Origin of the sequence: Nocardioides caricicola, from assembly GCF_039541135.1 — a bacterium.
Taxonomy (GTDB): Bacteria; Actinomycetota; Actinomycetes; order Propionibacteriales; family Nocardioidaceae; genus Nocardioides; species Nocardioides caricicola.
In genome coordinates, this window is sequence record NZ_BAABFQ010000006.1 from 359,177 (window position 1) to 383,434 (window position 24,258).

The 24,258-nt window shown below is 72.7% G+C and carries 27 protein-coding genes; 13 read left to right on the forward strand and 14 right to left on the reverse strand.

The window, feature by feature from the left end:
* Nucleotides 1-10: 10 nt before the first annotated feature.
* Nucleotides 11-928, forward strand: a complete 918-nt coding sequence (locus ABD875_RS13030; RefSeq protein WP_345177405.1) for an N-acetylglucosamine-6-phosphate deacetylase — start codon at nt 11-13, stop codon at nt 926-928.
* Nucleotides 928-1,698: a glucosamine-6-phosphate deaminase gene (locus ABD875_RS13035; RefSeq protein WP_345177407.1), complete on the forward strand. Its 771-nt coding sequence runs from the start codon at nt 928-930 to the stop codon at nt 1,696-1,698. The genes ABD875_RS13030 and ABD875_RS13035 overlap by 1 nt, the downstream gene beginning before the upstream one ends.
* Nucleotides 1,699-1,793: 95 nt before the next feature.
* Here ABD875_RS13035 and ABD875_RS13040 read toward each other — a convergent pair whose 3' ends face one another.
* Nucleotides 1,794-2,291 carry a DinB family protein gene (locus tag ABD875_RS13040; protein ID WP_345177410.1) on the reverse strand — a complete coding sequence of 166 codons (498 nt, stop codon included), beginning with the start codon at nt 2,289-2,291 and terminating at the stop codon, nt 1,794-1,796.
* 24 nt (nt 2,292-2,315) lie between these two features.
* Between ABD875_RS13040 and ABD875_RS13045 the strand changes: the two genes are divergently transcribed.
* Complete coding sequence (locus ABD875_RS13045; protein ID WP_345177412.1) at nt 2,316-2,801, forward strand: HIT family protein; 486 nt, start codon at nt 2,316-2,318, stop codon at nt 2,799-2,801.
* Here the strand turns inward: ABD875_RS13045 and ABD875_RS13050 are convergent.
* Nucleotides 2,775-3,731 (reverse strand): helix-turn-helix transcriptional regulator, encoded by a 957-nt coding sequence (locus ABD875_RS13050; protein ID WP_345177414.1) that lies wholly within the window; start codon nt 3,729-3,731, stop codon nt 2,775-2,777. The two genes, ABD875_RS13045 and ABD875_RS13050, sit on opposite strands and share 27 nt — an antisense overlap.
* Here ABD875_RS13050 and ABD875_RS13055 point away from each other — a divergent pair.
* A complete protein-coding gene (locus tag ABD875_RS13055) occupies nt 3,711-4,253 on the forward strand; it encodes a DinB family protein (protein ID WP_345177416.1) in 543 nt (180 codons plus the stop codon). The two genes, ABD875_RS13050 and ABD875_RS13055, sit on opposite strands and share 21 nt — an antisense overlap.
* A 23-nt stretch (nt 4,254-4,276) precedes the next feature.
* Here the strand turns inward: ABD875_RS13055 and ABD875_RS13060 are convergent, their stop codons facing one another.
* The 3 genes from ABD875_RS13060 to ABD875_RS13070 form a co-directional block, all read right to left on the reverse strand.
* Complete coding sequence (locus tag ABD875_RS13060; RefSeq protein WP_345177419.1) at nt 4,277-4,912, reverse strand: fasciclin domain-containing protein; 636 nt, start codon at nt 4,910-4,912, stop codon at nt 4,277-4,279.
* Nucleotides 4,913-5,022: 110 nt separating this feature from the next.
* A complete protein-coding gene (locus ABD875_RS13065) occupies nt 5,023-6,411 on the reverse strand; it encodes a hypothetical protein (protein WP_345177422.1) in 1,389 nt (462 codons plus the stop codon).
* A 41-nt stretch (nt 6,412-6,452) separates the two neighbouring features.
* Entirely contained in the window at nt 6,453-7,580 is a 1,128-nt protein-coding gene (locus ABD875_RS13070) for a PucR family transcriptional regulator (RefSeq protein ID WP_345177425.1), read from the reverse strand.
* Nucleotides 7,581-7,664: 84 nt separating this feature from the next.
* Here ABD875_RS13070 and ABD875_RS13075 point away from each other — a divergent pair, with 84 nt between their 5' ends.
* The 4 genes from ABD875_RS13075 to ABD875_RS13090 all read left to right on the forward strand — a co-directional run bounded on the left by ABD875_RS13075 (nt 7,665) and on the right by ABD875_RS13090 (nt 10,895).
* On the forward strand, nt 7,665-8,789 hold the full coding sequence (locus tag ABD875_RS13075) for a ferredoxin reductase (RefSeq protein ID WP_345177428.1): 1,125 nt from the start codon (nt 7,665-7,667) through the stop codon (nt 8,787-8,789).
* Complete coding sequence (locus tag ABD875_RS13080; protein ID WP_345177431.1) at nt 8,786-10,039, forward strand: fatty acid desaturase family protein; 1,254 nt, start codon at nt 8,786-8,788, stop codon at nt 10,037-10,039. The genes ABD875_RS13075 and ABD875_RS13080 overlap by 4 nt, the downstream gene beginning before the upstream one ends.
* Nucleotides 10,040-10,148: 109 nt before the next feature.
* Nucleotides 10,149-10,544 carry a hypothetical protein gene (locus ABD875_RS13085; protein ID WP_345177435.1) on the forward strand — a complete coding sequence of 132 codons (396 nt, stop codon included), beginning with the start codon at nt 10,149-10,151 and terminating at the stop codon, nt 10,542-10,544.
* 75 nt (nt 10,545-10,619) lie between these two features.
* A complete protein-coding gene (locus ABD875_RS13090; protein ID WP_345177439.1) occupies nt 10,620-10,895 on the forward strand; it encodes a hypothetical protein in 276 nt (91 codons plus the stop codon).
* Nucleotides 10,896-10,978: 83 nt separating this feature from the next.
* Here the strand turns inward: ABD875_RS13090 and ABD875_RS13095 are convergent, their stop codons facing one another.
* Nucleotides 10,979-11,395, reverse strand: a complete 417-nt coding sequence (locus ABD875_RS13095; RefSeq protein WP_345177441.1) for a hypothetical protein — start codon at nt 11,393-11,395, stop codon at nt 10,979-10,981.
* Nucleotides 11,396-11,404: 9 nt separating this feature from the next.
* Complete coding sequence (pgm, locus tag ABD875_RS13100; RefSeq protein WP_345177444.1) at nt 11,405-13,036, reverse strand: phosphoglucomutase (alpha-D-glucose-1,6-bisphosphate-dependent); 1,632 nt, start codon at nt 13,034-13,036, stop codon at nt 11,405-11,407.
* Between the two features lie 52 nt (nt 13,037-13,088).
* Between pgm and ABD875_RS13105 the strand changes: the two genes are divergently transcribed.
* The 3 genes from ABD875_RS13105 (at nt 13,089) to ABD875_RS13115 (ending at nt 15,823) form a co-directional block, all read left to right on the forward strand.
* Complete coding sequence (locus ABD875_RS13105; protein ID WP_345177448.1) at nt 13,089-13,664, forward strand: TerD family protein; 576 nt, start codon at nt 13,089-13,091, stop codon at nt 13,662-13,664.
* 67 nt (nt 13,665-13,731) lie between these two features.
* Nucleotides 13,732-14,397, forward strand: a complete 666-nt coding sequence (locus ABD875_RS13110; protein ID WP_345177452.1) for a VC0807 family protein — start codon at nt 13,732-13,734, stop codon at nt 14,395-14,397.
* 13 nt (nt 14,398-14,410) lie between these two features.
* A complete protein-coding gene (locus ABD875_RS13115) occupies nt 14,411-15,823 on the forward strand; it encodes a hypothetical protein (RefSeq protein WP_345177453.1) in 1,413 nt (470 codons plus the stop codon).
* Here ABD875_RS13115 and ABD875_RS13120 read toward each other — a convergent pair.
* The 4 genes from ABD875_RS13120 to ABD875_RS13135 form a co-directional block, all read right to left on the reverse strand.
* Nucleotides 15,808-16,386 carry a hypothetical protein gene (locus ABD875_RS13120; RefSeq protein ID WP_345177456.1) on the reverse strand — a complete coding sequence of 193 codons (579 nt, stop codon included), beginning with the start codon at nt 16,384-16,386 and terminating at the stop codon, nt 15,808-15,810. The two genes, ABD875_RS13115 and ABD875_RS13120, sit on opposite strands and share 16 nt — an antisense overlap.
* Nucleotides 16,387-16,452: 66 nt before the next feature.
* Entirely contained in the window at nt 16,453-17,391 is a 939-nt protein-coding gene (locus ABD875_RS13125) for an oxidoreductase (protein ID WP_345177458.1), read from the reverse strand.
* Nucleotides 17,388-18,203, reverse strand: coding sequence for a maleylpyruvate isomerase family mycothiol-dependent enzyme (locus ABD875_RS13130; RefSeq protein WP_345177461.1), 816 nt, complete (start codon nt 18,201-18,203; stop codon nt 17,388-17,390). The genes ABD875_RS13125 and ABD875_RS13130 overlap by 4 nt, the downstream gene beginning before the upstream one ends.
* Nucleotides 18,204-18,213: 10 nt before the next feature.
* A complete protein-coding gene (locus ABD875_RS13135) occupies nt 18,214-18,816 on the reverse strand; it encodes a LysE/ArgO family amino acid transporter (protein WP_345177464.1) in 603 nt (200 codons plus the stop codon).
* Nucleotides 18,817-18,885: 69 nt separating this feature from the next.
* Here ABD875_RS13135 and ABD875_RS13140 point away from each other — a divergent pair, with 69 nt between their 5' ends.
* Nucleotides 18,886-19,752 (forward strand): LysR family transcriptional regulator ArgP, encoded by an 867-nt coding sequence (locus tag ABD875_RS13140; RefSeq protein ID WP_345177467.1) that lies wholly within the window; start codon nt 18,886-18,888, stop codon nt 19,750-19,752.
* Here the strand turns inward: ABD875_RS13140 and ABD875_RS13145 are convergent.
* Complete coding sequence (locus tag ABD875_RS13145; RefSeq protein ID WP_345177469.1) at nt 19,703-20,617, reverse strand: DMT family transporter; 915 nt, start codon at nt 20,615-20,617, stop codon at nt 19,703-19,705. The genes ABD875_RS13140 and ABD875_RS13145 overlap by 50 nt on opposite strands.
* A 37-nt stretch (nt 20,618-20,654) precedes the next feature.
* Here ABD875_RS13145 and ABD875_RS13150 point away from each other — a divergent pair, with 37 nt between their 5' ends.
* Nucleotides 20,655-22,037, forward strand: a complete 1,383-nt coding sequence (locus ABD875_RS13150; RefSeq protein WP_345177472.1) for an aminotransferase-like domain-containing protein — start codon at nt 20,655-20,657, stop codon at nt 22,035-22,037.
* A 1-nt stretch (nt 22,038) separates the two neighbouring features.
* Here ABD875_RS13150 and ABD875_RS13155 read toward each other — a convergent pair whose 3' ends face one another.
* Nucleotides 22,039-22,269, reverse strand: coding sequence for a DUF6458 family protein (locus tag ABD875_RS13155; protein WP_345177474.1), 231 nt, complete (start codon nt 22,267-22,269; stop codon nt 22,039-22,041).
* Nucleotides 22,270-22,364: 95 nt separating this feature from the next.
* On the reverse strand, nt 22,365-24,221 hold the full coding sequence (locus ABD875_RS13160) for an acyl-CoA dehydrogenase (protein ID WP_345177477.1): 1,857 nt from the start codon (nt 24,219-24,221) through the stop codon (nt 22,365-22,367).
* Between the last annotated feature and the right edge of the window lie 37 nt (nt 24,222-24,258).

The following is a 24,258-nucleotide window of genomic DNA, read 5'->3' on the forward strand; positions in this document are numbered from 1 at the left end:
AGGGGAGCCGATGATCATCCCGGGACTCGTCGACGCGCAGGTCAACGGCGCGGCCGGCATCGACCTCACCGCGGAGCCGACCCGGCTCTGGGAGGTCGCGGCCGCCCTGCCGGCGTACGGCGTCGTCGCGTTCGTTCCCACCGTCATCACCTCCGACCCGCAGGCGCGCGCAGCGGCGCTGGCGACCCTCGCAGCCGGACCGCCGGCCGGCTGGGAGGGCGCCGAGCCGCTCGGCCTGCACTTCGAGGGGCCGATGATCGCGCCCTCGCGCAAGGGCGCGCACCCCGAGCACTGGCTACGCCCGCCGTCGCTCGACCTCGTCGACGGCTGGACCCGCGATGCCGGCGTGATCATGGCGACCATCGCGCCCGAGCTGCCCGGGGCCCTCGAGGTGATCGAGCGACTCACCGCCGAGGGCGTCGTCGTCTCGGTCGGGCACACCGCTGCCGACACCCCCGAGGTGCTCGCCGCCGTCGAGGCCGGAGCCCGCTGCATCACCCACCTCGGCAACGCGATGGCGCCCGTCTCGCCGCGCGACCCCGGCCCCGTCGGCGTCGCGATGGGCGGTGACGACCTGGTCGCGGGGCTGATCGTCGACGGCCACCACCTCGACCCGCACTTCGTGCGGACCGCCTGGCGCTCGCTCGGTCCGGCCCGCTTCCTGTCCGTCTCCGACACCACGGCCGCGCTGGGCGTCCCCGACGGGCCGACCCGGCTGGGCGACCAGGACGTGATCGTGGCCGACGGCACGGTCCGCCTCGCCGACGGCACGCTCGCCGGCTCGGCCGCGTCGCTGCTCGACTGCCTGCGCGTGCTGATCGCGACGACCGGCTGCTCGGTCGAGGACGCGGTCGTGACCGCGACGACGACGCCGCTCACCCTCCTGGGCCTGCCCCCGCGCGAGGAGACCGTCGAGGTGGACCTCTGATGGAGGTTGTGATCACCCCCGACGCCGCCGTGCTGGCGGCGGACGCGATCGAGGCGCTGGTGCGCGCCCAGCCGGCGGCGGTCCTCGGGCTCGCGACCGGGTCGAGCCCGCTGCCGACGTACCAGGAGCTCATCCGGCGTCACCGGAACGGCGCGGGACCGTCGTACGACGGCGTTCGCTGCTTCACGCTCGACGAGTACATCGGGCTGCCCACAGGCCACCCCGAGAGCTACCGCGAGACGATCTTTCGCGAGCTCACCGACGGTCTGGGGATCGCGCGGGAGCGGGTGTCGAGTCCGGACCCGTCGGACCCGCAGCGCGCGGGGGAGCGCTACGAGGAGGCGATCGTGGCCGCCGGGGGCGTCGACCTGCAGGTGCTCGGCATCGGGTCGGACGGCCACCTGGCGTTCAACGAACCCGGCTCGTCGCTGGCGTCGACCACCCGGATCAAGACCCTGACGGCCCGCACCCGCGAGGACAACGCGCGGTTCTTCGGCTCGCCCGACGAGGTCCCGCGGCACGTGCTGACCCAGGGGCTCGGCACGATCCTGCGCGCCCGGCACCTGCTGCTGCTCGCCTCCGGCGCGGGCAAGGCCGACGCGGTCGCCGCGGCGGTCGAGGGTCCGCTGTCGGCGAGCTGCCCGGCCTCGGTGCTGCAGCTCCACCCGCACGCCACGGTGCTCGTCGACGACGCGGCGGCCTCCGGGCTGGAGCGCGCCGGCTACTACCGCGAGGTGTACGCCGGGAAGCCCGGCTGGCAGGGCATCTGAGCCGCAGGTTTCCCCGGTGGGCCGGGGAAACCTGACGTTCTCGGCCGAAACTTCACCCCAGAAGGGCAGGGATTGGCCGAACAGTTCCCGAGCTGTCAGCGGCCCGTCGTCTCGTCGATCTGCTCGCGCAGGATGTCCATGTGGCCCAGGTGCCGCGCGATCTCGGCGATCTTGTGCGCCAGCACCCACCGCAGCGTCCTCGGTCCGTCGTCGCCGACCGGCAGCGCGGTCATCGTCTCCGGGCCGTCGGCCGCCGCGATGTAGCGGTCCGCTTCCGCGATCGCCGCGCGGTAGTCGGCGATCACCTCTGCGGCCGACACCGACTCCGGCACGACCATCGACCAGTCGATGTCGGCGTACGCCGGGTCTCCGCCGAGGTGGTGGGCGAACCACCAGCGCTCGCCGTCCGCGAAGTGCTTCACCAGACCCAGCAGCGTCGTGTCCGACACGACGAGCCGGCGGCGCAGCTGCTCCTCCTCGAGCCCGTCGATCTTCTTGAACACGCACGCCCGCTGGAAGTTCAAGAACGCCAGGGCGGTGTCCAGCTCGCCGCCGTCGTTGCCGGGCACCCGTTCCCGCTGTGTCTCGAGCATGCGCCCGACGTTAGCCTCGCCCGGGTGACCGTGGACTTCCGCACCGACCGCGTCGGCTCCGCCTTGGCCGGCACGAACCCGACCGTCCTGCGCCGGCTCCGCGCGAGCTTCGCGGTGATCGGCGACGTCCAGCACCTGCCCGGGTACTGCGTGCTGCTCACCGACGACCCGTACGCCGACCAGCTCACCGACCTCACGCCCGACCGGCAGCTGGTGTTCCTGGAGGACGCCGCGATCCTGGCCCGCGCGGTCTCGACGGTGTGCGCACGCCGCGACCCGGAGTTCCGCCGGATCAACCTGGAGATCCAGGGCAACACCGACCATTTCCTGCACGCGCACGTGACCCCGCGCTACGAGTGGGAGCCCGCGGACGTGGTCGGCTGGCCCGCGGCCCTGCACCACTGGACCAAGCGGGTGCACGACGAGCACGCGCTGGGCCCGCAGCACGACGAGCTCCGCGCCGAGCTCGTCGCCGAGCTGGACCTACAGCTCGGCCAGCCGCCGGCCTAGCGCCCGGACCGCTGCGGCCAGCTCGGGCGAGTCGACGACCCGGAACGTCACCGGGATCGAGGCGAGTTGGCGCGCGTACCAGTCCGGGTCCTCGGTCGAGGCGACCATCCGGGTCCGGTCGTCGGGCAGCGCCTCCAGGCGGGCGAGGCTCGCAGCGACCCAGCGCCGTACCCACTGCGGCGGCGCGTCGACATGCACCTCGACGGGGTAGCGCCAGCCCTGCGAGAAGTGCTCCTCGACCACCCGCAGCGCGTCGAGGTCGGAGGGAGGATCGAACGTCTCGGGCAGGACGGCGACGTCGGCGACCCGGTCGGCGCGCAGCACCCGCTGGGCGTCCCGGCTGCGCGACCAGCACAGCAGGTACCACCGGCTGTGCCGCAGCACGACCGCCCACGGTTCGACGTCCATCTCCGACAGCCGCTCGCCCACGCGGTACGACAGCCGGAGCACCCGGGCGTCCGCGCAGCCGGCGAGCAGCCGGTCGAGGTGCTCGTGACGCGTCGTCTCGCCGGACGCCGCGGGCACCGGCGGCGCGACCCGCTCCGGCAGCGCCCGAAGGATCTTGGCCAGCGCGCCACCCACGACGTCGGCGGGGTCGGCCGCACCGCGGTGTCCCTCGAGGGTCGCCATCACCAGGCCGGCGGCCTCGGCCGCGGTGAACATCAGCGGGGGCAGCCGCAGCCCGCGGCCGACGCGGTAGCCGCCGTACGGACCGCTCACCGACTCGATGGGCAGCTCGGCCTCGCGCAGGATCGCGACGTAGCGCCGGGCCGCCCGGCCGGTCACCCCGAGCGCCGCGCCGAGGTCGTCGGCGGTGATCCCCGGGCGCGCGGAGATCAGCTCGAGCGCCTGGAGCGCACGCGCAGTCGGGGAAGTAGATCGTCCGGGAATGCTCCTAGTGTGCCCGACATGGACGTCACCATCGGACACGAACCCCCGCTCGCCGGCACCGAGGCCGAGGCCCTGCTCGGCGAGCTCGACCGCCTGCGCGGCTACCTGCTGTGGAAGTGCGGCGGCCTGGACGCCGACGGCATCCGCGCGACGCTCGGCCCCTCGACCCTCACTCTCGGCGGCCTGCTCAAGCACCTGGCCGCGGTCGAGGCGACCATGTTCGCGTGGAAGCTGCACGGCCGCCGGCCGTTCCCGCCGTTCGACACGTGGAGCTGGGACGACGAGGACTCGCACTTCCGCGTCGAGGACGACGACACCCCGGAGTCGCTCGAGCGGCTCTTCACGGAGTCGGCGGCGCGAGGCCGCGAGCTGGTCGCCGAGGCGATCGCCGCCGGCGGACTGGACGGCGCGGCCGACGTCAGCGACGACGAGGGCAACCACCCGAACGTACGCCGGCTCGTGCTGGACATGATCGAGGAGTACGCCCGCCACGTCGGCCACGCGGACCTGATCCGCGAGTCGGTCGACGGGTTGGTGGGGGAGGACCCGCCGGCCGCGTAGGCGGCCGACGGGGCCCCTCGCCGTCAGACGTCGAGCGGGAGCAGGACCCGGTCGATGACGTGACCGATCTGCGGGTTGCCCTTGTTGACGTCGACCTTGATCACCCGCGGGTTGCGCAGGTCGGGGTCGGCGTCGACGAGCGCGATGAACTTCTTGGTGACGTTGACCGTGACCGTGCCGCCCTGGGCGGTGGTCAGCTCGGCGCCGTCGGACTTGGCGACCTTGGCGCTGTTGATCGTCGCGCCCGGGACGACGTGGTAGAGCAGCACGGTCTCGATCACGTCGATGCCGGCGGCCTCGGCGAGCGCGTTGAACGTCGCCTTCTCCGTCCTCGGCGCCGAACCGGTCAGGTCCTCCGCGAGCTGGCGGAAGGCGCGGTCGGTCGGCAGGAACGCGGTCAGCTTCGCCCGACGCTTCGCCAGGATGCCGACCGGGCTGTCCGGCTTCGCGTCCAGCACCGCCATCACGGCGGCGTCGAGGATGTCGAGGTCGCCCCACTTCTTGTCGAAGCGGTGACCGTCGGCGGCGAGCACCTGGGCCAGGCTGGTCGGGCGGTCACGGTCGGCTGCCTGGGTGGCGGGGGCGGCAGCGAGCGCACCCGTCACGGCGACGGCGGACGTGGCGATGGCGGCGGTGAGGCCGCGCAGCGAGATGTTCATGAGACTGGGTTCCCTCCGAGGTCGTCTCGCGCAGGCGCGAGAGTCGTCTGTCATGGACGAACGTGGTTCGGAGCGGCCCCGGAACCGGATTGGTGCCGTTTTCGCCGGTCTCAGGAATCGGCGCGGGTGGCGTCGATCGCCGACCGGATCTGCGCGGTGAGGGACCGGTGGTCGTCGACCGCCCGGGCGGCCTTCGTCACGACCTTCTCGTACTTCTCGAGCGTGTAGTCCCACAGCTCGTCGGCGAAGACGTCGCCCTGGGCCGGCCGGAACCGCATGACCAGCGCGCGCAGCTCGGTCTGGAACGGCTCCAGCATCGGCACGGTGGCGGGATCGAGCGTCTGCTCCACCCAGTCGAGGACGTCGCGGGTCCTCGGGTCGGTGGCGCCCGCGAAGGTGCCTCGGAGCGCGAGCACGGTCGCGATCAGGTCCTCGAAGCGGCTGCGCGGGTCCGCGGTGACCTGCAGCAGGAGCATGTCGCGGGCCCGTTGGTACACCCCCGCCGGCGTGTCCTCGAGCTCCTTCAGCCGATACAGCAGCCAGAGCTGATCGGTCAGCCTGTCGTGGCTCTTCCGGTCGGTGCCGCCGGTCGGGCGCACCGTCTGGCTCAGCCGCCAGCGGTAGGCGTCCCCGACCGTGGGAGCGTCCCCCGGCAGCTCGGTGGGCTCCTCGCCGGCGAGGTCGGCGAGCACCCCGACGTCCGCTGCGAGCCGCCGCCGCATCGCCGGCGCCGCCTCCTTCGCGGTGAGCGACGCCTGCGCGAAGTAGAGCTGCTCGTTGCCGTACCGGTCGAAGAAGGCGTCGGCGGCGGCGTACTCGCCCACCTCCCGGACGTAGCGCTGGTACTTCCGCTGGAAGTCGGCCAGCCACGCGACCTCGCTGCGCTGGTACTCGATGCTCGAGACCCAGAGCGGGTCGGTCCCGTTGCGCTTCGCCAACGCGGCCAGGTGAGCGTCGTAGGCGCGCAGCAGTCGCAGGTCCCGGTCAAGGCGGTCGATCTGCCAGCGGGTGGCGAGAGCTGCGGCGTTCGGGTTGCCGAGCCGGCCGATGGCGGCGTCCGTCGCATCAGCACGGAGGTCGGAGATCGCCTTGTAGTGGTCGAGGTACGCGTCGTACACGTCGTAGTAGAGCAGCCCGGCCCTGCCGTCGTCGGCGTACTCGCCCAGCTCGGAGGCGATGCCGTCGACGCGGGTGGCGATCTCGGCTGCCACGTCGTACTCCGGCGGCGGCTCGTCCGCTGTCGCCGGAGCGAGCTCGGGGGCGTCGTCGACACGGGCCGCCAGCGCCTGGGGCTTCGCGAGCACGCGGTCCAGCTCGGTCGACCAGGCGTCGAGCTCCGTGGCGTACGCCGCCGCCGCCTCGCGGTCGGCGACCTCTTCCGGGCTCGGTCCTGCCGGCGGGCTCGAGGAGGAGCCCCCTCCTCCGTCGCAGCCCGTCAGCACGAGCAGCGCCGCGACGGCGCCCGCACAGACCCGCGATGTCCCCCGCACATTCGGCATGCGCAGACGTTTCCCGCCTGCGGCCGGGGCCACACGTCGGCTCAGCCCAGCGCGACCGTCAGCGCGAGCACCGTCTCGGGGTCGTCGAGCCGGTCGCCGTACCGCTCGCGCAGCTGCCCCATCCGGTAGCGCACGGTCTGGGGGTGCACGAACAGCGCCGCGGCCACGTCGTCGCGGCGGCCCTGGTGCAGCAGCCAGGCGCGCAGCGTGTCGGCGAGCTTCTCGGCGGTGCCGGGACGCAGGTCCGCGAGCGGGGCGAGCAGCTTCGCGCGCAGGTCGTCGCGCGCGGAGCGGTCGGCGTCGAGCACGAGCTCCACGAGGTGGGTCTCGGTGTCGAGCTCGAATCCGGCGGCCCGCGCCCGCAGCGCCCGGTCGTACGACGCCCGCACCTCCAGCCAGGGTCGCGCGGGGCCGGCGAGGCCACCGCGGTCGGCGAGGACCCGCAGCAGCGAGGCCCGGCGGTGGGCGTGCGCGTCGGGCACCAGCAGCAGCGCGCCGTCCTCGAGCTCGGGCGGGTCGACGACGGTCAGCGTCGCCGGCGAGACCCGGGCGAGCACCTGCCGCACCTGCGACTCGGGCAGCAGCACGGCGGTGAGCGTGCTGGGCGGGGTCCAGGCGGCGCGCTCGGCCGCGGCCGCGACCTGGTCGACGGGCGAGCCGCGGAGCAGGTGGTGCGCGATCCGTTCGAGCAGCCGCTGCCGCACCCGGCCGGTGGTGGCGAGCTCGTCGGTGTGGCCGGCGACCGCGGCCGCGGACTGCTCGTCGATGTAGGCGAAGACGAGCTCGGCGAAGTCGGCGAGCACCTCGGCGCCGAGCCCGTGGGCGACCGCGGTGCTGGACAGCTCGCGCCACGCCACGCGGGCGCCGATGCGGTACGCCGAGAGCAGCGCGTCCGTGGTGCGGCCGCTACGGGCCTCGCCGCGGCCGAGCTGGTAGGAGCCCTCGACGGCCGGCGCGGAGCTCAGGTCCGCCGTACGGCCCCGGCTGGCGAGGGTGAGGAAGCCCCCGAGCGCGAGCTCGACCGCGTTGCTGATGGTCTCGCCCATCGGGCCCGAGAACGCGTCGCGGTAGCTGGGCACCTCGTCGACGATCGCGGCGACGACGTCGTCGGCCAGGGTCGGGAGCTGGGCGTGCATGGCCTCCAGCGCGGCCGCGAGATCCATCGCCATTTTGTCTCCTGCGAACAAATGTGACCTGAGTCTTCACATCGGGCGGTCATGATCTTACGCCGCAGGAGCAGCACACTGGGAAGCATGAGCATCACCGTCTCATCTGGCTCCGCCCGCTCCGGGTGGTCCTTGCGGGCCAGCCTGCGCAAGGTCGCGGAGGCCGCGGTCACGCCGCTCACGCTCGACGACGTGCTGGACCACTTCCACCCGCTGCGCGGCGGCACCGACCTGCGCGGCCGGATCGTCGAGGTCCGCCCCGAGACCACCGAGTCCGCGACCCTGCTGGTCAAGCCGGGCCGCGACTGGGCCGGCCACCTGCCCGGGCAGTACGTCCGGGTCGGCGCCGAGGTCGACGGGGTCCGCCTGTGGCGCACCTACTCCCTCACCCACGGCCCGCGCGCCGACCGCTGCATCAGCATCACCGTCAAGGCGATCCCGGGCGGCGTGGTCTCCAATCACCTCGTCCACCACGCCAAGCCCGGAGACATGCTGCAGCTCGCGCAGGCGCAGGGCGAGTTCGTGCTGCCGCTGCCGATCCCCCCGAAGCTGCTGCTGGTCACCGCCGGGTCCGGCATCACGCCGGTCATCGGGATGCTGCGCAACCTGTTCTCGCGCACCGAGCCGTACGCCGGCGACATCGTGCTGCTGCACTCCGCGCTGACCCGCGACGCCGTGATCTTCGGGCCGGAGCTGCGCGGGTACGCCGCCCGCGGGCTGATCCGCCTGATCGAGCTGCACACCGACGTCCACGGCATGCTCGACGTGGCCGAGCTCGACGCCATCGTCCCCGACCTGGCCGAGCGGACGTCGTACGCCTGCGGGCCGGCGGGGCTGCTCGACGCGCTCGAGGAGCACTACGCCGCGCGCGACCTCACGCTGAACGTCGAGCGCTTCCGGCCGACCACGATCGTGGCCGGTGAAGGCGGCACCGTCTCGTTCGCGAGCGGCGCGACCGTCGAGGCCGACGGCTCCACCCCGATCCTCGACGCCGCCGAGAACGCCGGTGTCCTCATGCCCAGCGGCTGCCGGATGGGCATCTGCATGGGCTGCGTGATCCCCCTGAAGGAGGGTGCCGTGCGCGACCTGCGCAACGGCGCGCTCACCGTCGCCGTCCCCGGGGAGACCGGGCCCGGCGGCGTCCCGATCCAGACCTGCATCAGCGCCGCCGCTGGTGCCTGCCACATCGACGAAGGAGCCCGCTCCCGATGACCGCCATCACGAAGAAGCCCGTCAACCCCACCGCGCACCTCACGCCCGAGGACTTCGAGCAGATCGGCATCGAGCTCGACGCGATCCGCCAGGACGTCCTCGACTCGCGCGGCGCCAAGGATGCGGCGTACATCCACAAGGTCGTCGACGTGCAGCGCCGCCTCGAGCTGGCCTCGCGCGCGGTGCTGCTGTTCTCGTCGCTGCCGCCGGCGTGGATCGTCGGCACGATCGGGCTGTCGGTCGCCAAGATCCTGGAGAACATGGAGATCGGGCACAACGTCATGCACGGCCAGTGGGACTGGATGCGTGACCCGAAGATCCACTCGACCACGTGGGAGTGGGACAACGCCTCCACCGCCGACGGCTGGAAGCACGCGCACAACGAGATCCACCACAACTTCACGAACATCGTCGGCAAGGACAACGACCTCGGCTACGGCATCATGCGCGTCGACGAGGACCAGCGCTGGCACCCGATGTACCTCGCGCAGCCGCTCTGGAACTTCATCAACGCCTGCTTCTTCGAGTACGGCATCGCGGCGTACGACCTCGAGCTCGGCCGCAACCTGCGGATCCCGAAGGAGAAGCGCAGCGAGCAGTTCAAGACGAACCTCTCCAAGACGCTGAAGAAGATCCGCAAGCAGGCCACCAAGGACTACGTCGTCCACCCGGCGCTGTCGATCCCGACCGGCTCGTTCCTCCCGACGCTCGCCGCGAACTTCACCGCGAACCTCGTGCGCAACATCTGGTCGCACTCGGTGATCATGTGCGGCCACTTCCCTGAGGGCGTCGAGACCTTCGAGAAGAAGGCCATCCCGGAGAACGAGACCCGCGGTGAGTGGTACGTCCGGCAGATGCTCGGCTCCGCCAACATCTCGGGCTCCAAGGCGATGCACATCATGACCGGCAACCTGTCGCACCAGATCGAGCACCACCTGTTCCCCGACCTCCCGTCCAACCGGTACGCCGAGGTCGCCCCGCGGGTGCAGGCGCTGTTCGAGAAGTACGACCTGAACTACCACCAGGCGCCGCTGCCGCAGCAGGTCGGCTCCGCCTGGCACAAGGTCGTCCGCCTCTCGCTCCCCAACGGCTGGCTGGCCACCACGAACCTCAAGAACCTGCCGGAGCAGACCAAGCTGCTCTGGGCGATGAGCACCAAGGGCCCGAAGGTCCGCCGCGCCGCCGCCGCCCGGCTGCAGCAGCAGGCGCGCCGCGTCGAGCAGGCCAAGGCTGCCGCCCCCGCCGCCTGACGCATCGCGGCGATAGTCCCTAACGTTTTGGCTGCCGACACGCCGGTGAGAACGACCAAAACGTGAGGGACTATCCCAGCGGGCTGCCCGACATCGAGAAGATGTCCCCATGAGGTTCACCGAGCACGAGCTGACGCTCGCCCTGACCGGCGTCGCCAAGAACGTGCTGGCCGTGCAGGACAAGCAGGTCCGCAAGGGCCGGCGTACGCCGGACGAGCTGTGGGAGTCGCTCGGGCGCTACGAGCGCTTCAAGGTGCTCGACGGTCTCGGCGACCAGCTGCTGCCGGTGCTCGTCGCGCTGCCCGACGTGGAGGTCGAGCCGGGCACCCGGCCGGCGTTCACCGACGAGCAGATCACCACCACCGTCGAGGAGCGCCTCGGCAGCGAGAAGGGGCTGCGCCGCAAGGCGCTGCTCACCGCGCGCGTCGCGCTCGTGAAGCTCGCCCTGGAGTGCCTCCCGCCCCGCCAGGACCCGGACGCGCTGATCGTCCCCGACCACCTCTGATCCTCCCGGTGTAACGCTCGCGCCTCCTCGCGACAGGTCGGTGGTGTCTGTATCCACGTGTTTCGGGAGGAACCCATGAGCATCATCCGCACCACTGCTGCCGGCTTCGTCGCCACCCTCGCCCTCGGCGGTCTCGGCGCGGTCGCGCCGGCCCACGCCGACGACGCGGCCCCGGAGCCCTGCGCCCAGCAGCAGACCCAGTACGACAAGGCCAGCGCCAAGCTCGCCAAGCTGACGGAGAAGTGGCAGGCGAACCCCACGCCGGAGACCAAGAAGGCGAAGAAGGCGCAGGCGCAGCGGGTCGCCAAGGCGCAGGATCGCCTCGAGATGTGCCAGGCCGCCCAGGCCTGAGTGCGGATGCTCCCTGACGTTCCCGGGCACATGTTGCGCCCTCGACACCGGGAACGTCAGGGACCGCCGACCGCGGCGTCCCCTCAGTCGGCGCTGCGGAACAGGTAGACCCCCATGGTCACGCCGGAGACGGCGGTCTGCTGTCCCGAGAACGGACCCTCGGAGCTGCTCTCCGCGGTCACCATGAAGAAGTAGCTCGCGTGCTCGAGCCGCCAGCCGACGTCCTCGATCGAGGCGAGCACACCCGCCGAGCTGGTCGCCGAGCGCTGCCCGCTCGCCATGCCCCAGGACGCCTGGCCGATGTGGCCGCCCACCGGGATCTGGAGCTCGAGGAACGCCTCACCGGCCTCCTTCGCCGCCGTCGCGGCGCCGACCGGTGACGCCAGCCACTCGGCGTGCTTGCGCGCCTCCTCCTCCTGCCGAGCCCGTTCGGCCTCCCGGGCCGCCTCGGCCTCGCGCTCGCGGCGCTCGGCCTCCTTCTCCTCCGCGCTCTTGAACATGTCCGCCCTTCAGCTCCCGAGTGCCGCGCCGACGACCGCCCGCGCCTCCTCCTGCACCTGCTCGAGGTGCTCGGGGCCGCGGAACGACTCGGCGTAGATCTTGTAGACGTCCTCTGTCCCGGACGGACGCGCGGCAAACCACGCGGACTCCGTCGTCACCTTCAGCCCGCCGATCTTCGCGCCGTTCCCCGGCGCCTCGGTCAGCTTCGCGGTGATCTCCTCGCCCGCCAGCGACGTCGCGGTCACGTCCGACGGCGACAGCGCGGCGAGCTTCGCCTTCTCCTCGCGCGAGGCGGCCGCGTCGATGCGGGCGTACGCCGGCTCCCCGTGCGCCGCGACCAGCGCGGCGTACCGAGCGGACGGCGACGTCCCCGTCACCGCCAGGATCTCGGAGGCCAGCAGCGCCAGGATGATGCCGTCCTTGTCGGTGGTCCATGCCGACCCGTCGCGGCGGAGGAACGACGCGCCAGCGGACTCCTCGCCACCGAAGCCGAACGAGCCGTCGATCAGCCCGGGCACGAACCACTTGAACCCGACCGGCACCTCGACCAGCTCCTTGCCCAGCGCCGCGGCGACCCGGTCGATCATCGACGACGACACCAGCGTCTTGCCGATCCGGGCGCCCGCGGGCCAGCCCGGCCGGGCGCCGCCGAAGAGGTACTCGATCGCCACCGCCAGGAAGTGGTTCGGGTTCATCAGGCCGGCGTCCGGCGTGACGATGCCGTGCCGGTCGGAGTCGGCGTCGTTGCCGGTCGCGATGTCGTACTTCTCCCGCTGCGCGATCAGCGACGCCATCGCCGACGGCGACGAGCAGTCCATCCGGATCTTGCCGTCCCAGTCGAGCGTCATGAACCGCCAGGTGGGGTCGACCAGCGGGTTGACCACCGTCAGGTCGAGGCCGTGCCGCTCGGCGATCTCGCCCCAGTACGCCACCGACGCCCCGCCCAGCGGGTCCGCGCCGATCCGCACGCCCGCCGACCGGATCGCGTCGATGTCGACCACATTCGGCAGGTCGTCGACGTACGTCCCCAGGAAGTCGTACGGCGCCGCCGCGGCGCGGGCCCGGGCGAAGGGCACCCGGCGCACCTCCGCCAGCCCGCCGCGGATCAGCTCGTTGGCGCGGGCGGCGATCACCGACGTGGCGTCGGTGTCGGCCGGCCCGCCGTGCGGCGGGTTGTACTTGAAGCCGCCGTCGGACGGCGGGTTGTGCGACGGGGTGACCACGATGCCGTCGGCGGTGCCGCCGCCGAGGTTGGCGCGGATGATCGCGTGCGAGACCGCAGGTGTGGGCGTGTAGCCGTCGCGGTCGTCGACGAGCACCGTCACGTCGTTGGCGACCAGCACCTCGAGCGCGCTCGCCCAGGCCGGCTCCGACAGCCCGTGGGTGTCACGGCCCATGAACAACGGGCCGTCGTACCCCTGGGACCTCCGGTAGTCGCAGATCGCCTGGGTGGTCGCGAGGATGTGGGTCTCGTTGAAGGCGGTCCGCAGCGACGACCCGCGGTGCCCGCTGGTGCCGAACGCGACCTGCTGGTCCACGTCGTCCGGATCCGGGACACCGGTGTAGTACGAGGTCACCAGGTGGGCGACGTCGACCAGGTCGGAAGGGGCGGCGGGCTGTCCTGCGCGCGGGTCGGCCATGCCCGCCAGTATTCCAACAGGAAGCCGGGGAGCGCTGTGCCAGACTCGCGCCATGAGCGAGGCGATCGAGCTGCGGAAGGGCCAGGCGCTCGACCTGGCGAAGCCCGACGGCACCCCCCTGGGCCGGATCCGGATCGGCCTCGGCTGGGACCGCGAGCGCACGGCCGGCTTCATCGGCTCCGGCGCGCCGGACATCGACCTCGACGCCTCGGCCGTGCAGTTCACCGGCACCGAGCTCTTCGACCTCGCGTTCTACAACAACCTCTCCACCCGGGACGGGTCGGTCGTCCACCAGGGCGACAACCTCACCGGCGCCGGCGAGGGAGACGACGAGCTGATCGCCATCGACCTGAGCAAGGTCTACGCCAAGGTCGACACGATCGCGATCCTGATCTCGAGCTACCAGGGCCACTCGCTCGAGTGGGTGGGCAACGCCTACTGCCGCGTGCTCGACGACGAGGACACCGAGCTGGGGCGCTTCGTCCTGCTCGGCGGCGCGCCGGAGACCGGGCTCGTGATGGCCACGCTCACCCGCTCCGGGGACGGCTGGCAGCTCAACCCGATCGGCGACGGCATCGCGGTGAAGATGCCGACGGAGTCGGTGAAGGCGCTCCAGAAGTACCTCTGACGCGGGCTCAGGTCGTCTACGACCGCGCCGATCGGATACCTACGTTCATCCACCGTAGGGACCCCCGATGTCCGTCACCGCACTTGCACTCCCGGCACCGATCGTCGCGCCGATCGCCCGCCCGCACCTCTGCGTCGGCACCGTCGCGCGCCGCGCCGGGGTCAACCTCAGCATCGGCTGCCTCGTGCCCGCCGCCGTCTTCTACACGCTCTTCGCCGTCGCCGGCGTGTGGGTTGCGATCCTGACGACCCTCGCCTGGTCGTACGGCACGCTCGCGTGGCGCGCGCTCACCGGGCGTCGTACGTCGGCGCTGCTCGTGCTCACCACCGCGGTCCTGACCGGGCGGACCGTCGTCGCGGTGGCGACCGCGAACCCGTTCGTGTACTTCCTGCAGCCGATCGTCTCGGACGGCGTCCTCGCGACCGCCTTCCTGGCCTCGCTGCTCGCCGGCCGCCCGCTGGCCGCCAAGATCGCCGGTGACTTCTACCCCGTCGACGAGGAGCTGGCGGCCCGCGCCCGGATCGCCCGGCTGTTCCGCGGACTCACCCTCCTGTGGGCCGGGCTCTGGCTGGCCAAGGCCGTGCTCGGGCTCTGGCTGCTGCTCACGCTGCCGCTCGAGACCTACGTCCCGCTCAAGGCCGGTCTCGCCCTCGGGATCAACATCGCCTCGGGTGTGATCACCCTCGTCGCGGTCACGCATGTCGCGCGCCGGGAGCGTCTGCTCGCCGCCTAGAATCGGCCGCGAGATGAGGTTCGCGCGCACGATCGCCCTGGTGGGCGTGGGTCTCCTGTGGTTCGCCTTCGGCCCCGTCGTGCTGCTTCTCGGGGCCGCGGCCCTCTACTTCCGCCGGGTCCGTGCCTGGCTGCGGCCCACCCGCCGCGTCGTGGGCGCCTGGGTCGTCGCGGTGCTCGCGCTCGCCGGCCTCGCGGTCGTCGTGCCCGACGGCTGGGTACCGATCGCGCCCGGCGCGGGCGTGCTCGCGAGCCCCGGGTACGTCGGTCGTCCGGTCAGCGGTTTCGAGGGCGTGCCGGGCGGACCGCTCGGCGAGTCGCCCGAGGTGCGCACCCGGTCGTACGGCGTCGACGCGTGCCGCCGGATCGAGCTCGACTCCCACGACCGGCTGGTCTCGCTCTGCGGCAGCGACGGTGCCCCGGTCCTCCGGCTCGTCGACCGGGGGAACCTGCACCAGCTCGCGGTCAAGGAGCTGCCCACCAGCAAGGACGCCGCCTGCCCGGGGGCCTTCTACGTCGTCGGCGACCGCGCCGTCGTCGCGACCCACGACCAGCGGCTGCTGGTCGTCGCGACCGCGGACGCCGACGACGACCCCGACCTCACCACCCGCGACACGGTCGCCCTCGACATCCCCGACGACGACTGCGTCATCGGGCTCGACGGCGATGCCCAGGGCCGGAGCTGGTTCGTCACCGACGGTGGCCGGGTCGGCGTCGTCGACGACGGCGCGGCCCGGGTCCTCGACCTCGCCGAGCAGGTCGACCGCCCGCTCACGGTCGTCGGCGATGCCGCGTACGTCGTCACCGCTGAGGCGGCGTACCGGATCGGCCCTGGCCCGCGGGTGGTGTGGCGCGTCGACCAGGAGCACAGCGCCACGCCGGCCGCGCTGCCCGGCGACCTCGTCGCCACCACCGACGACGCCGCGTCGCGGCTCGACGTCGTCGTCCGCTCCGGCACCGACGGCGCCGAGGTGTGCCGGGTGGCGGTGTTCGAGGAGAACGAGGGCGCCGCCGACCGCCTGGTGGCCGACGGCGCGGGGGTGATCGTGCAGAACGTGCACGGGTACGCCGGGGTCCGCTCGACCACCCTCGGCCGCACCACCGCGGGTGGGGTTGCCCGGGTGGTCGTGCGCGACGGCGAGTGCACGGCCGCCTGGACCGCGGACGTCGACGCCCCCAGCGGCGCGCCGGCCGTCGCCGCCGAGCCGGGGCTCGTCTACGCCTACACGAAGCGGCGCAGCTGGGTGGGCGTGAACGCGTGGTACCTCACCGCGCTCGACCTGGAGACCGGGCGCAGCGTCTTCTCCGTCCGCACCGGCCTCGGCCTCCTGCGGGACAACCACCACGGCGAGGTCGCGCTCGGGCCGGAGGCGACGGCCTACGTCCCGGTGCTCGGCGGCTTCGTCGGGGTTCAGGACCGCGGCTGATCGTCGTCCGCGCGCTTCTCGTCCTGCTGACGGCGCCGCCCGATCTCCGCACGCGCCAGCGCGAAGGCGACCACGACCGGCAGCACGTACTTCGCGTACGACAGGACCTCGCGCACCGGCTCCGGCAGCGCCAGGTCCGGGAGCGGCAGCGACGGCAGGTCCGGGAGGTCCGGGCTCGGCAGATCGAGGCCGAGGCTCAGGTGGGGCAGCGTGAACCGCGCCAGCAGCACGGTCGCCACGATCGGCAGCACCACCTTGGCGACGCCGACGACGGTCTGGATCGCGGCGTACCGCGTCGGGTGCGCCCGCACCCGCTCCTCGTGCGCAGCGGCCGCCGACCCCGGGTCGGGCACCAGGTCCAGGTCGCCGTTCAGCGTCGCGCGGCGCGGCTGGCCGAGCGTCGAGAACCGCACCTCCATCCGGTCCGTGCCGGCATCCAGCCGCACCTTCTCGTCGGTGGTGCGCCGCTCGGCGACGAGCTCGTCGCCGACGTACCACCGCACCGCGCGGCGCATCCCCAGGTCGGCCTCGACCCGGTGCTCCGCTGACCGCCACACCTGCATGGCTCCATGCTGGCTGCGAGCGGCGGGCGGCACATCGGACCGAGGTCGGTGCGACCGAGACTTAGGTCAGGGGTAGGCGAGACCGGTGACGTCCTGGCTGATCTGCCAGAGCCGCCGCTGCGCCGTCTCGTCGTAGGACAGCTTGTTGCTGGTCGTCACCTGGGGCGGCCCGCTCCACTCGGCGAGCCCGCGCGGCCCGCAGTACGTCGCGCCCGGCAGGTCGGCGGTCGCCGCCATCAGCGTCGGCCAGGCGCCCTCGGCCGCGGAGTTGGGGGAGAAGGCCTTGATCGCGGCGTCCAGGATCGAGGCCCGGCCGCCGGTCGAACGGCCGTACTGCCCGTTCGCGGCCAGGTGCGTCGACGCGAACCCCGGGTGCGCGGCCAGCGCCTTCACCGGCAGCTCGGCGCGCCGCAGCCGCCGGTCGAGCTCGTAGGTGAACAGCAGGTTCGCCAGCTTGCTGCCGCCGTACACCGGCCAGCGCTGGTAGCGGCCCGCCTGCACGTGCGGGTCGCCGAGCGGCGCCGTACGCGCGATCCGGTGCATCTGCGAGGACACCGTGACCACCCGCGCGGCCCCGCTCGCCACCAGCTGCGGCAGCAGCAGCCCGGTGAGCAGGAACGGCCCGAAGTGGTTGGTGGCCATCTGCAGCTCGAGGCCGTCGGCCGTGCGGTGGTACGGCGTGCCCATCACGCCGGCGTTGTTGACGAGCACGTCGACCGCGCCCAGCCCGGACAGCTCGGCCGCTGCGCGGCGTACCGACGAGAGGTCCGACAGGTCGAGCACCACCGTCTCGAGCGAGGCCGACGGCACCTCCGCACGGATCGTCGCGACGGTCTCGTCGAGCCGTGCCGGCGTGCGGCCGGCGAGGACCACCCGGGCCCCACGCCGGGCCAGCTCGAGGGCCGTGAAGTGCCCGAGCCCACCCACGGTGGGCCCGGTGACGACGATCGTGCGACCGGACTGGTCGGGGATCTCGGCGGGCGTCCAGGTGAGTGCCGCCGTCACGGGGTCGTCGCCATCGCGTCGAGGACCCGCTGTCCGAGCTCCTCGTCGCCCTCCACCTCGACGGTGCCGGGCTCCGCGTCGCACCGCCCGCCCGCCAGCCGGATGAACGACTCCCGGGGCATCCGCAGCCGGACCGTCGGGTCGGCCGGGAGCTCGGCGAGCCGCTCCCCCCGGTGCGCGTCGTTGACCGCGTACGCGATCGCCGGGCTGCCCTCGACCTCGAGCACCGCGGTCGTGCCGGGTTCCGCGCCGGCCCGCTTGGCGAGCACGTAGCCGAGGCTCTCGGCGAGGTAGTCGGCCGTGTGCTTCGCGGCCGCCGAGTCCATCCCGCCCGGACGGCCGACCGCGCGGCGCACGTCCTGCTCGTGCATCCACACGTCGAGCGGACGGTTGCGCAGCAGGGTTCGCCAGTCCCAGGGCACGCCGCCGAAGATCGGTGACGGCTTGGCGCTCGCGTCCGTCGGCGGGTCGGCGAGCAGCGCGGTGTGCCGGGCCGTCGCGGCCGACCGGATCTCGTTGATGATCGCGTCCGGGCTGGCGTCGCGGCGGTTGACCACCCCGATCTCGGTGTACATGCCCATCAGGCCGGTGACGTGGTCCGGCTCCCCGAGCTCGGCGGTCTCCTCGGGGCTGCCCGCCAGGATCGACTCGAGGTGCGCGATGTGCGAGGCGACCGCCCGCACGTCCCACCCGGCCAGGTCGGTCGGCGTCGACCACTCCTCGGCCGGGATCTCCTCGAGCAGGCCGGTGAAGTCGTTGATCGCCTGCCACCACACGTCGACGTACCCGGCCAGCAGCTCTTGGTCGCTCATGGCCAGCACCCTAGGACAAGGCCAGGCTCGCAGCGATCGCCAGCATGGTCAGGCCGATCAGCACGTCCAGGACCTGCCACGCGCGCGGCCTCGACAGCCACCGGCTCGCGTACCGCGCACCGAAGCCGAGCCCGGAGAACCACACGACGCTCCCGACGCAGGCGCCGACCGCGAACCACCAGCGACCGGTCGGGCCGTGCTGGTTGGCGATCGTGCCGAGCAGCAGCACGGTGTCGAGGTAGACGTGCGGGTTCAGCCAGGTCAGGGCCAGGGCGCGTACGGCGACCCCACGACGGCTCACGGTCACCCCGTCGTCGGCGTGCAGCGACTCCGGCTTCCGCGCCCGCAGCAGCGAGCTCACGCCGTACCAGGTCAGGAACGCGACCCCGAGCCACCGGATCACGTCGATCACCCACGGTGCCGACTCGACGATCCGGCCGATCCCGGCGACGCCCGCGGCGATCAGCGCGACGTCGGAGAGCGCGCAGATCGCCACCACCAGGCCGACGTGCTCTCGCGCCAGGCCCTGCCGCAGCACATAGGCGTTCTGCGCGCCGATGGCGACGATGAGGGAGAGGCCGGTGAGCAGGCCGGCGGCGGTCGAGTCGAGCACACGACAACGCTAGGGCGGGAGCATGCTGTAGACCAGCGAATGATTCTGCAGGTCCATTAGCATTGCTTCATGGACCTCGTGCCCGCCCAGCTGGCGGCGCTGGCCGCGATCGCCGACCACGGCACGTTCGACGCCGCGGCACGGCACCTCAACGTCACGCCGTCGGCGATCAGCCAGCGGATCCGCGCGCTGGAGTCCGAGGTCGGCCAGGTCGTGGTGCAGCGGACCTCCCCGTGCCGGCCCACCCCTGCCGGCGAGGTGCTGGTCCGGCTGGCCCGGCAGACCCGGCTGCTGCACGACGAGGTGCGCGACGCCCTGGCGCACGGCCACCTCGGGATCGTCGACCTGCCGGTGGCCGTGAACGCCGACTCGCTCGCCACCTGGTTCCGCGACGTGCTCGAGGAGGTCGGCTCCTGGTCGGACGTGTCCCTGCGGCTCCACGTCGAGGACCAGGCCTACTCCGCCGATCAGCTGCGCAGCGGCGGCGTGCTCGCCGCGGTGACGTCGGAGCCGGTGGCGGTGCAGGGCTGCTCGGTCGAGCTGCTGGGCCTGCTGCGCTACGTGCCGTCGGCGAGTGCGGACTTCGCCGAGCGCTGGCGCCGCGGCCGCGGTCCGGACTGGGCGGGGATGCCGGTGGTGGTCTTCAACGAGAAGGACACCCTGCAGCACGACCTGCTCGCGGCGCGCGGCGTGGCCGAGCCGCCCGTCGTGCACCGGGTGCCGACGTCCGCCGACTTCCGCGAGGCGGTGGCGCGCGGGCTGGGCTGGGGGATGATCCCGGTGCCCCAGCTCGACGAGCGGTTCGTGCCGCTGGGCAGCCGCTTGCACGTGGACGTGCCGCTGTACTGGCAGCGCTGGCGGCTCGACTCCCCGACGCTCGAGCGGCTCACCGACGTCGTACGGCGGACCGCGCGGGGCGCCCTCCGTCGAGCCTGACCCGGACGGCCGCCCCCGCGCACGCCACGACCGCGGCGCCACCGAGCACGGTCGACCACGTGAGCTGCTCACCGAGCAGCAGGGCCGCCCAGGTGATCGTGAGCACCGGCTGCACGAGCTGGACCTGGCTCACCCGGGTCATCGGGCCGATCGCGAGCCCGTGGTACCACGCGAAGAAGCCCAGGTACATGCTCACCGCGGCCAGGTAGCCGAACGCCGCCCACTCGCTCGCTCCGGCCGTCGGCGGCTGGTGAACCGCCGCGGCGACGGCGCCGACGGTCATCGCCGGGGAGGCCAGCACGAGCGCCCAGGAGACGGTCTGCCACGCACCGAGCTCGCGGGCGAGCAACCCGCCCTCGGCGTACCCGACCGCCGCGGCGAGCACCGCGCCGAACAGCAGCACGTCCGACCAGTGCAGCCCGCCGAGGCCGGCGCCCTGGAGCGACGCGAACGCCACGGCCGCGGCGGCGCCGCAGCCGGCGAGCACCCAGAACGCCGTCGGCGGACGCTCGTGCCCGCGCACGACCGCCATCACCGCGGTCGCCGCCGGGAGCAGCGCGATCACGACCGCGCTGTGGCTCGCCGATGCCGAGGTCAGCGCGAACGACGTCAGTACGGGGAACCCGGCCACGACGCCGCCGGCGACGACCGCCAGCCGCGCCCACTGGCGCCGGGTCGGGACGCGTTGCCGGGTCGCCGCGAGCGCGACGCCGGCGAGCCCGGCCGCGACGACCGCGCGGCCGCAGCCGACGAACAGGGGCGACAGGCCGCCCTCGACCGCGTGCCGCGTGAACGGCACCGTGAACGAGAACGCCAGCACCCCGAGGAGCCCCCACCAGACACCGGTGCCGGGCAGCGGTAGCACCAGCGGCCGTTGGAGAGTAGCGCTATCGTTGTGGCTCATGAACGACGATAGCAGTTCGCGGCTCGCCGCCTCCCTACGGGCGTGGATCGCGGACGCACCGCCGGGCGCCCGGCTTCCGTCGAGCCGGGCGCTGGTCGCGGAGCACGGCGTCAGCCCGGTCACGGTGCAGAAGGCGCTGCGCGCGCTGACCGCCCAGGGGCTCGTCGAGAGCCGGCCGGGCGTCGGCACCTTCGTGCGCGAGGCGCGCGCGGTCCGGGCGCACGACCACGGCTGGCAGACCGCGGCCCTCGGCGCGCCGCCCGAGCGCGGCCCGCAGCTGTCGACGTCGCTGCGCACGACGCCGAACGACGTCGTCGCGCTGCACTCCGGCTACCCGGACCGCAGCCTGCTGCCCGAGCGCCTGGTGCGCGCGGCCACCGCCCGCGCCGCGCGCACCGACGCGGTGGTGTCCCGCCCGCCGTCCGCCGGGCTGCCGGACCTCCAGGCCTGGTTCGCCGCCGACCTCGGCACCGCGACCGCGGGCGACGTGATCGTCACTCCCGGCAGCCAGAGCGGGCTGAGCATCGCCTGCCGGGCGCTGGTCGGCGCTGGCCGGCCGCTGGTGGTCGAGTCGCCGACGTACTGGGGCGTCATCGGCGCCGCCGCCCAGGCCCGGGTGCAGCTGGTCCCGGTGCCGAGCGGACCGGACGGCCCGGACCCCGACGACCTCGACCGCGCGTTCGCGACGAGCGGGGCGCGCGCGTTCTACGCCCAGCCCAGCTTCGCCAACCCCACCGGCGCCCACTGGGCCGCCGACCGCGCGGACGCGGTGCTCGACGTCGTCCGCGCCCACGGCGCCTTCCTCGTCGAGGACGACTGGGCCCACGACTTCGGCATCACCGTGGACCCGGTCCCGCTCGCGGCGCGCGACGACAGCGGCCACGTGGTCTACCTGCGCTCGCTGACCAAGAGCGTGTCGGCGTCGGTGCGGGTGGCCGGCATCGTGGCGCGCGGCCCGGCCCGCGAGCGGCTGCTCGCGGCCGCGCAGGCCGAGTCGATGTACGTGAGCTCGCTGCTGCAGGCGATCGCCCTCGACGTGGTGACCCAACCGGGGTGGCGCACCCACGTGCGTGGCCTGCGCCAGCAGCTCGCCGCGCGGCGCGACCTGCTCGCGGCCGCGCTCCGCGAGCACGTGCCGCAGGCGGCGTTCGCGCTCCCGGCGGGTGGGTTGAACCTCTGGCTGCGGCTTCCGGACGGCACCGACGTACGCCGGCTCGGGCTGGACTGCGAGCGCGAGGGCGTGGTGATCGCGGCCGGGGACGAGTGGTTCCCGGCCGAGCCGGCCGGTGCCTACGTGCGCCTCAACTTCTCCGGACCCGACCCGGGCTCGTTCGAGCGCGGCGCCCGGGTCATCGGCGCCGCGCTGGCTCAGCAGGAGTAGGTCAGCGCGCCGGAGGCTGGGGGTCGACGCGGCGCTCCTCGACGTAGGTCGCCTTCTGGCGCTGCTGGTTCATCACCAACGCGAGCACGATCGCGATGATGCCGACGATGAGGAAGATCCAGCCGAGCGTCTCGGTGGCGATGTTGTCCTGGATGGCGTCGGGGAGAGTGACGGCTCCGGTGACTCCGATCAGGCCGAGGACGATGAGGAAGATGCCGATTCCGATACCCATGGGGGCAGGCTTCCCCCGGGTGGAAATGAGGAAACCCGCCCGGATCGCTCCGGGCGGGCCGTGTTCCCCCAAGTCCTGGCTCAGCGAGTCCTAGCTCAGAACGCGCCCTCGTCGAGGTCCATCAGCGCGAGGTCCGTGGACTCCGCGATGGCACGCTCGCCCGAGATCTTCGGCAGCACCTGCTGGGCGAAGAACTGCGCGGCCGCGACCTTGCCCTCGTAGAACGCCGTGTCCTTGCCCGGGTCGCCGGCGAGCTTCTCCAGCGCGACCTCCGCCTGGCGCAGCAGCAGCCAGGAGCAGACGACGTCGCCGAGCACCATCAGCAGGCGGGTGGTGTTGAGCCCGACCTTGTAGATGTTGCGGGTGTCCTCCTGCGAGGACATCAGGTCGTTGATCATGTGGCCGACGATCGCCTGCGCGTCGTCGAGGGCCGTGGCGAGCAGCTCGCGCTCGACCTTCAGGCGGCCGTTGCCGGCCTCGCTGGCGAGGAACCCCTGGATCTCGCTCGCGATGTGGCCCAGCGCGGCGCCCTGGTCCTTGACGATCTTGCGGAAGAAGAAGTCCTGGCCCTGGATCGCGGTGGTGCCCTCGTAGAGGGTGTCGATCTTCGCGTCGCGGACGTACTGCTCGATGGGGTACTCGGTGAGGAAGCCCGAGCCACCGAACGTCTGCAGCGACTCGGTGCCGAGCAGCGTCCACGAGCGCTCCGAGCCGTAGCCCTTCACGATCGGGAGCAGCAGGTCGTTGACCTTCTCAGCCATCTCGTTGCGCTCGCCGTTGTGCTCGGCGATCATCACGTCGTCCTGGAACGACGCGGTGTAGAGCACCAGCGCGCGCATCGCCTCGGCGTACGCCTTCTGGGTCATCAGCGAGCGGCGCACGTCCGGGTGGTGGGTGATCGTCACCCGCGGCGCGGTCTTGTCGGCCGACTGCGCCAGGTCGGCACCCTGGACGCGCTCCTTGGCGAACTCGAGCGCGTTGAGGTAGCCGGTCGAGAGCGTCGCGATGGCCTTGGTGCCGACCATCATGCGGGCGTTCTCGATGACCTGGAACATCTGCGCGATGCCGTTGTGCACCTCGCCGAGCAGGTAGCCGACGGCCGGCTCGCCGCCGCCGACACCCGGGTCGCCGAACGTCAGCTCGCAGGTGTTGGAGACCTTGATGCCCATCTTGTGCTCGACGTTGGTGACGTAGGCGCCGTTGCGGGCGCCGAGCTCACCGGTCTCGAGGTCGAAGTGGTACTTCGGCACGATGAAGAGGCTGAGGCCCTTCGTGCCCGGGCCGCCGGCGCCCTCGACGCCGACCGGGCGGGCCAGCACCATGTGGATGATCTGGTCGCTGAGGTCGCTCTCGGCGGAGGTGATGAAGCGCTTGACGCCCTCGATGTTCCAGGTGCCGTCGTCGTTCTGCGTGGCCTTCGCGCGGCCGGCGCCGACGTCGGAGCCGGCGTCGGGCTCGGTGAGCACCATCGTGGTAACCCAGCCCTGGTCGACGACGTGCTGGGCGATCTTGCGGTCGCGCTCGTTGCCGTTGCGGTGCAGGACACCGGCGAACATCGGGCCCGCGCCGTACATCCAGATCGCCGGGTTCGCGCCGAGCACGAGCTCGCCCATCGCCCAGTTGATCGTGGAGGGGGCCGGGGTGCCGCCGAGGTCGGCGAACGTGCTGAGGCGCCAGTACTCGGCGTCCATCCAGGCGCGGTAGCTCTTCTTGAACGACTCCGGCAGCGGCGCGGTGTTGGTCTGCGGGTCGAACACGGGCGGGTTGCGGTCCGCGTCGACGAAGGACTCGGCCAGGTCCTCACGGGCCAGGCGGTCGACCTCGGCGAGGATCGAGCGGGCCGTCTCGGTGTCCACGTCCGCGAACGGCCCGGTGCCGAGCACCTGGTCGCGGCCCAGGACCTCGAACAGGTTGAACTCGATGTCGCGGATGTTGCTCTTGTAGTGGCTCACGTGCCCCACCTTCGTGTTGATACTCGTCGGTAACTTC

What these genes read in the sequence shown, in the direction of transcription:
- ABD875_RS13030 (WP_345177405.1), top strand. Translation starts at nt 11, where the DNA reads ATGATCATCCCGGGACTCGTCGACGCGCAGGTCAACGGCGCGGCCGGC.
- ABD875_RS13035 (WP_345177407.1), top strand. Translation starts at nt 928, where the DNA reads ATGGAGGTTGTGATCACCCCCGACGCCGCCGTGCTGGCGGCGGACGCG.
- ABD875_RS13040 (WP_345177410.1), bottom strand. Translation starts at nt 2,291, where the DNA reads ATGCTCGAGACACAGCGGGAACGGGTGCCCGGCAACGACGGCGGCGAG.
- ABD875_RS13055 (WP_345177416.1), top strand. Translation starts at nt 3,711, where the DNA reads ATGGACGTCACCATCGGACACGAACCCCCGCTCGCCGGCACCGAGGCC.
- ABD875_RS13060 (WP_345177419.1), bottom strand. Translation starts at nt 4,912, where the DNA reads ATGAACATCTCGCTGCGCGGCCTCACCGCCGCCATCGCCACGTCCGCC.
- ABD875_RS13065 (WP_345177422.1), bottom strand. Translation starts at nt 6,411, where the DNA reads ATGCCGAATGTGCGGGGGACATCGCGGGTCTGTGCGGGCGCCGTCGCG.
- ABD875_RS13070 (WP_345177425.1), bottom strand. Translation starts at nt 7,580, where the DNA reads ATGGCGATGGATCTCGCGGCCGCGCTGGAGGCCATGCACGCCCAGCTC.
- ABD875_RS13075 (WP_345177428.1), top strand. Translation starts at nt 7,665, where the DNA reads ATGAGCATCACCGTCTCATCTGGCTCCGCCCGCTCCGGGTGGTCCTTG.
- ABD875_RS13080 (WP_345177431.1), top strand. Translation starts at nt 8,786, where the DNA reads ATGACCGCCATCACGAAGAAGCCCGTCAACCCCACCGCGCACCTCACG.
- ABD875_RS13085 (WP_345177435.1), top strand. Translation starts at nt 10,149, where the DNA reads ATGAGGTTCACCGAGCACGAGCTGACGCTCGCCCTGACCGGCGTCGCC.
- ABD875_RS13090 (WP_345177439.1), top strand. Translation starts at nt 10,620, where the DNA reads ATGAGCATCATCCGCACCACTGCTGCCGGCTTCGTCGCCACCCTCGCC.
- ABD875_RS13095 (WP_345177441.1), bottom strand. Translation starts at nt 11,395, where the DNA reads ATGTTCAAGAGCGCGGAGGAGAAGGAGGCCGAGCGCCGCGAGCGCGAG.
- pgm (WP_345177444.1), bottom strand. Translation starts at nt 13,036, where the DNA reads ATGGCCGACCCGCGCGCAGGACAGCCCGCCGCCCCTTCCGACCTGGTC.
- ABD875_RS13105 (WP_345177448.1), top strand. Translation starts at nt 13,089, where the DNA reads ATGAGCGAGGCGATCGAGCTGCGGAAGGGCCAGGCGCTCGACCTGGCG.
- ABD875_RS13110 (WP_345177452.1), top strand. Translation starts at nt 13,732, where the DNA reads ATGTCCGTCACCGCACTTGCACTCCCGGCACCGATCGTCGCGCCGATC.
- ABD875_RS13115 (WP_345177453.1), top strand. Translation starts at nt 14,411, where the DNA reads ATGAGGTTCGCGCGCACGATCGCCCTGGTGGGCGTGGGTCTCCTGTGG.
- ABD875_RS13120 (WP_345177456.1), bottom strand. Translation starts at nt 16,386, where the DNA reads ATGCAGGTGTGGCGGTCAGCGGAGCACCGGGTCGAGGCCGACCTGGGG.
- ABD875_RS13130 (WP_345177461.1), bottom strand. Translation starts at nt 18,203, where the DNA reads ATGAGCGACCAAGAGCTGCTGGCCGGGTACGTCGACGTGTGGTGGCAG.
- ABD875_RS13140 (WP_345177467.1), top strand. Translation starts at nt 18,886, where the DNA reads ATGGACCTCGTGCCCGCCCAGCTGGCGGCGCTGGCCGCGATCGCCGAC.
- ABD875_RS13150 (WP_345177472.1), top strand. Translation starts at nt 20,655, where the DNA reads ATGAACGACGATAGCAGTTCGCGGCTCGCCGCCTCCCTACGGGCGTGG.
- ABD875_RS13155 (WP_345177474.1), bottom strand. Translation starts at nt 22,269, where the DNA reads ATGGGTATCGGAATCGGCATCTTCCTCATCGTCCTCGGCCTGATCGGA.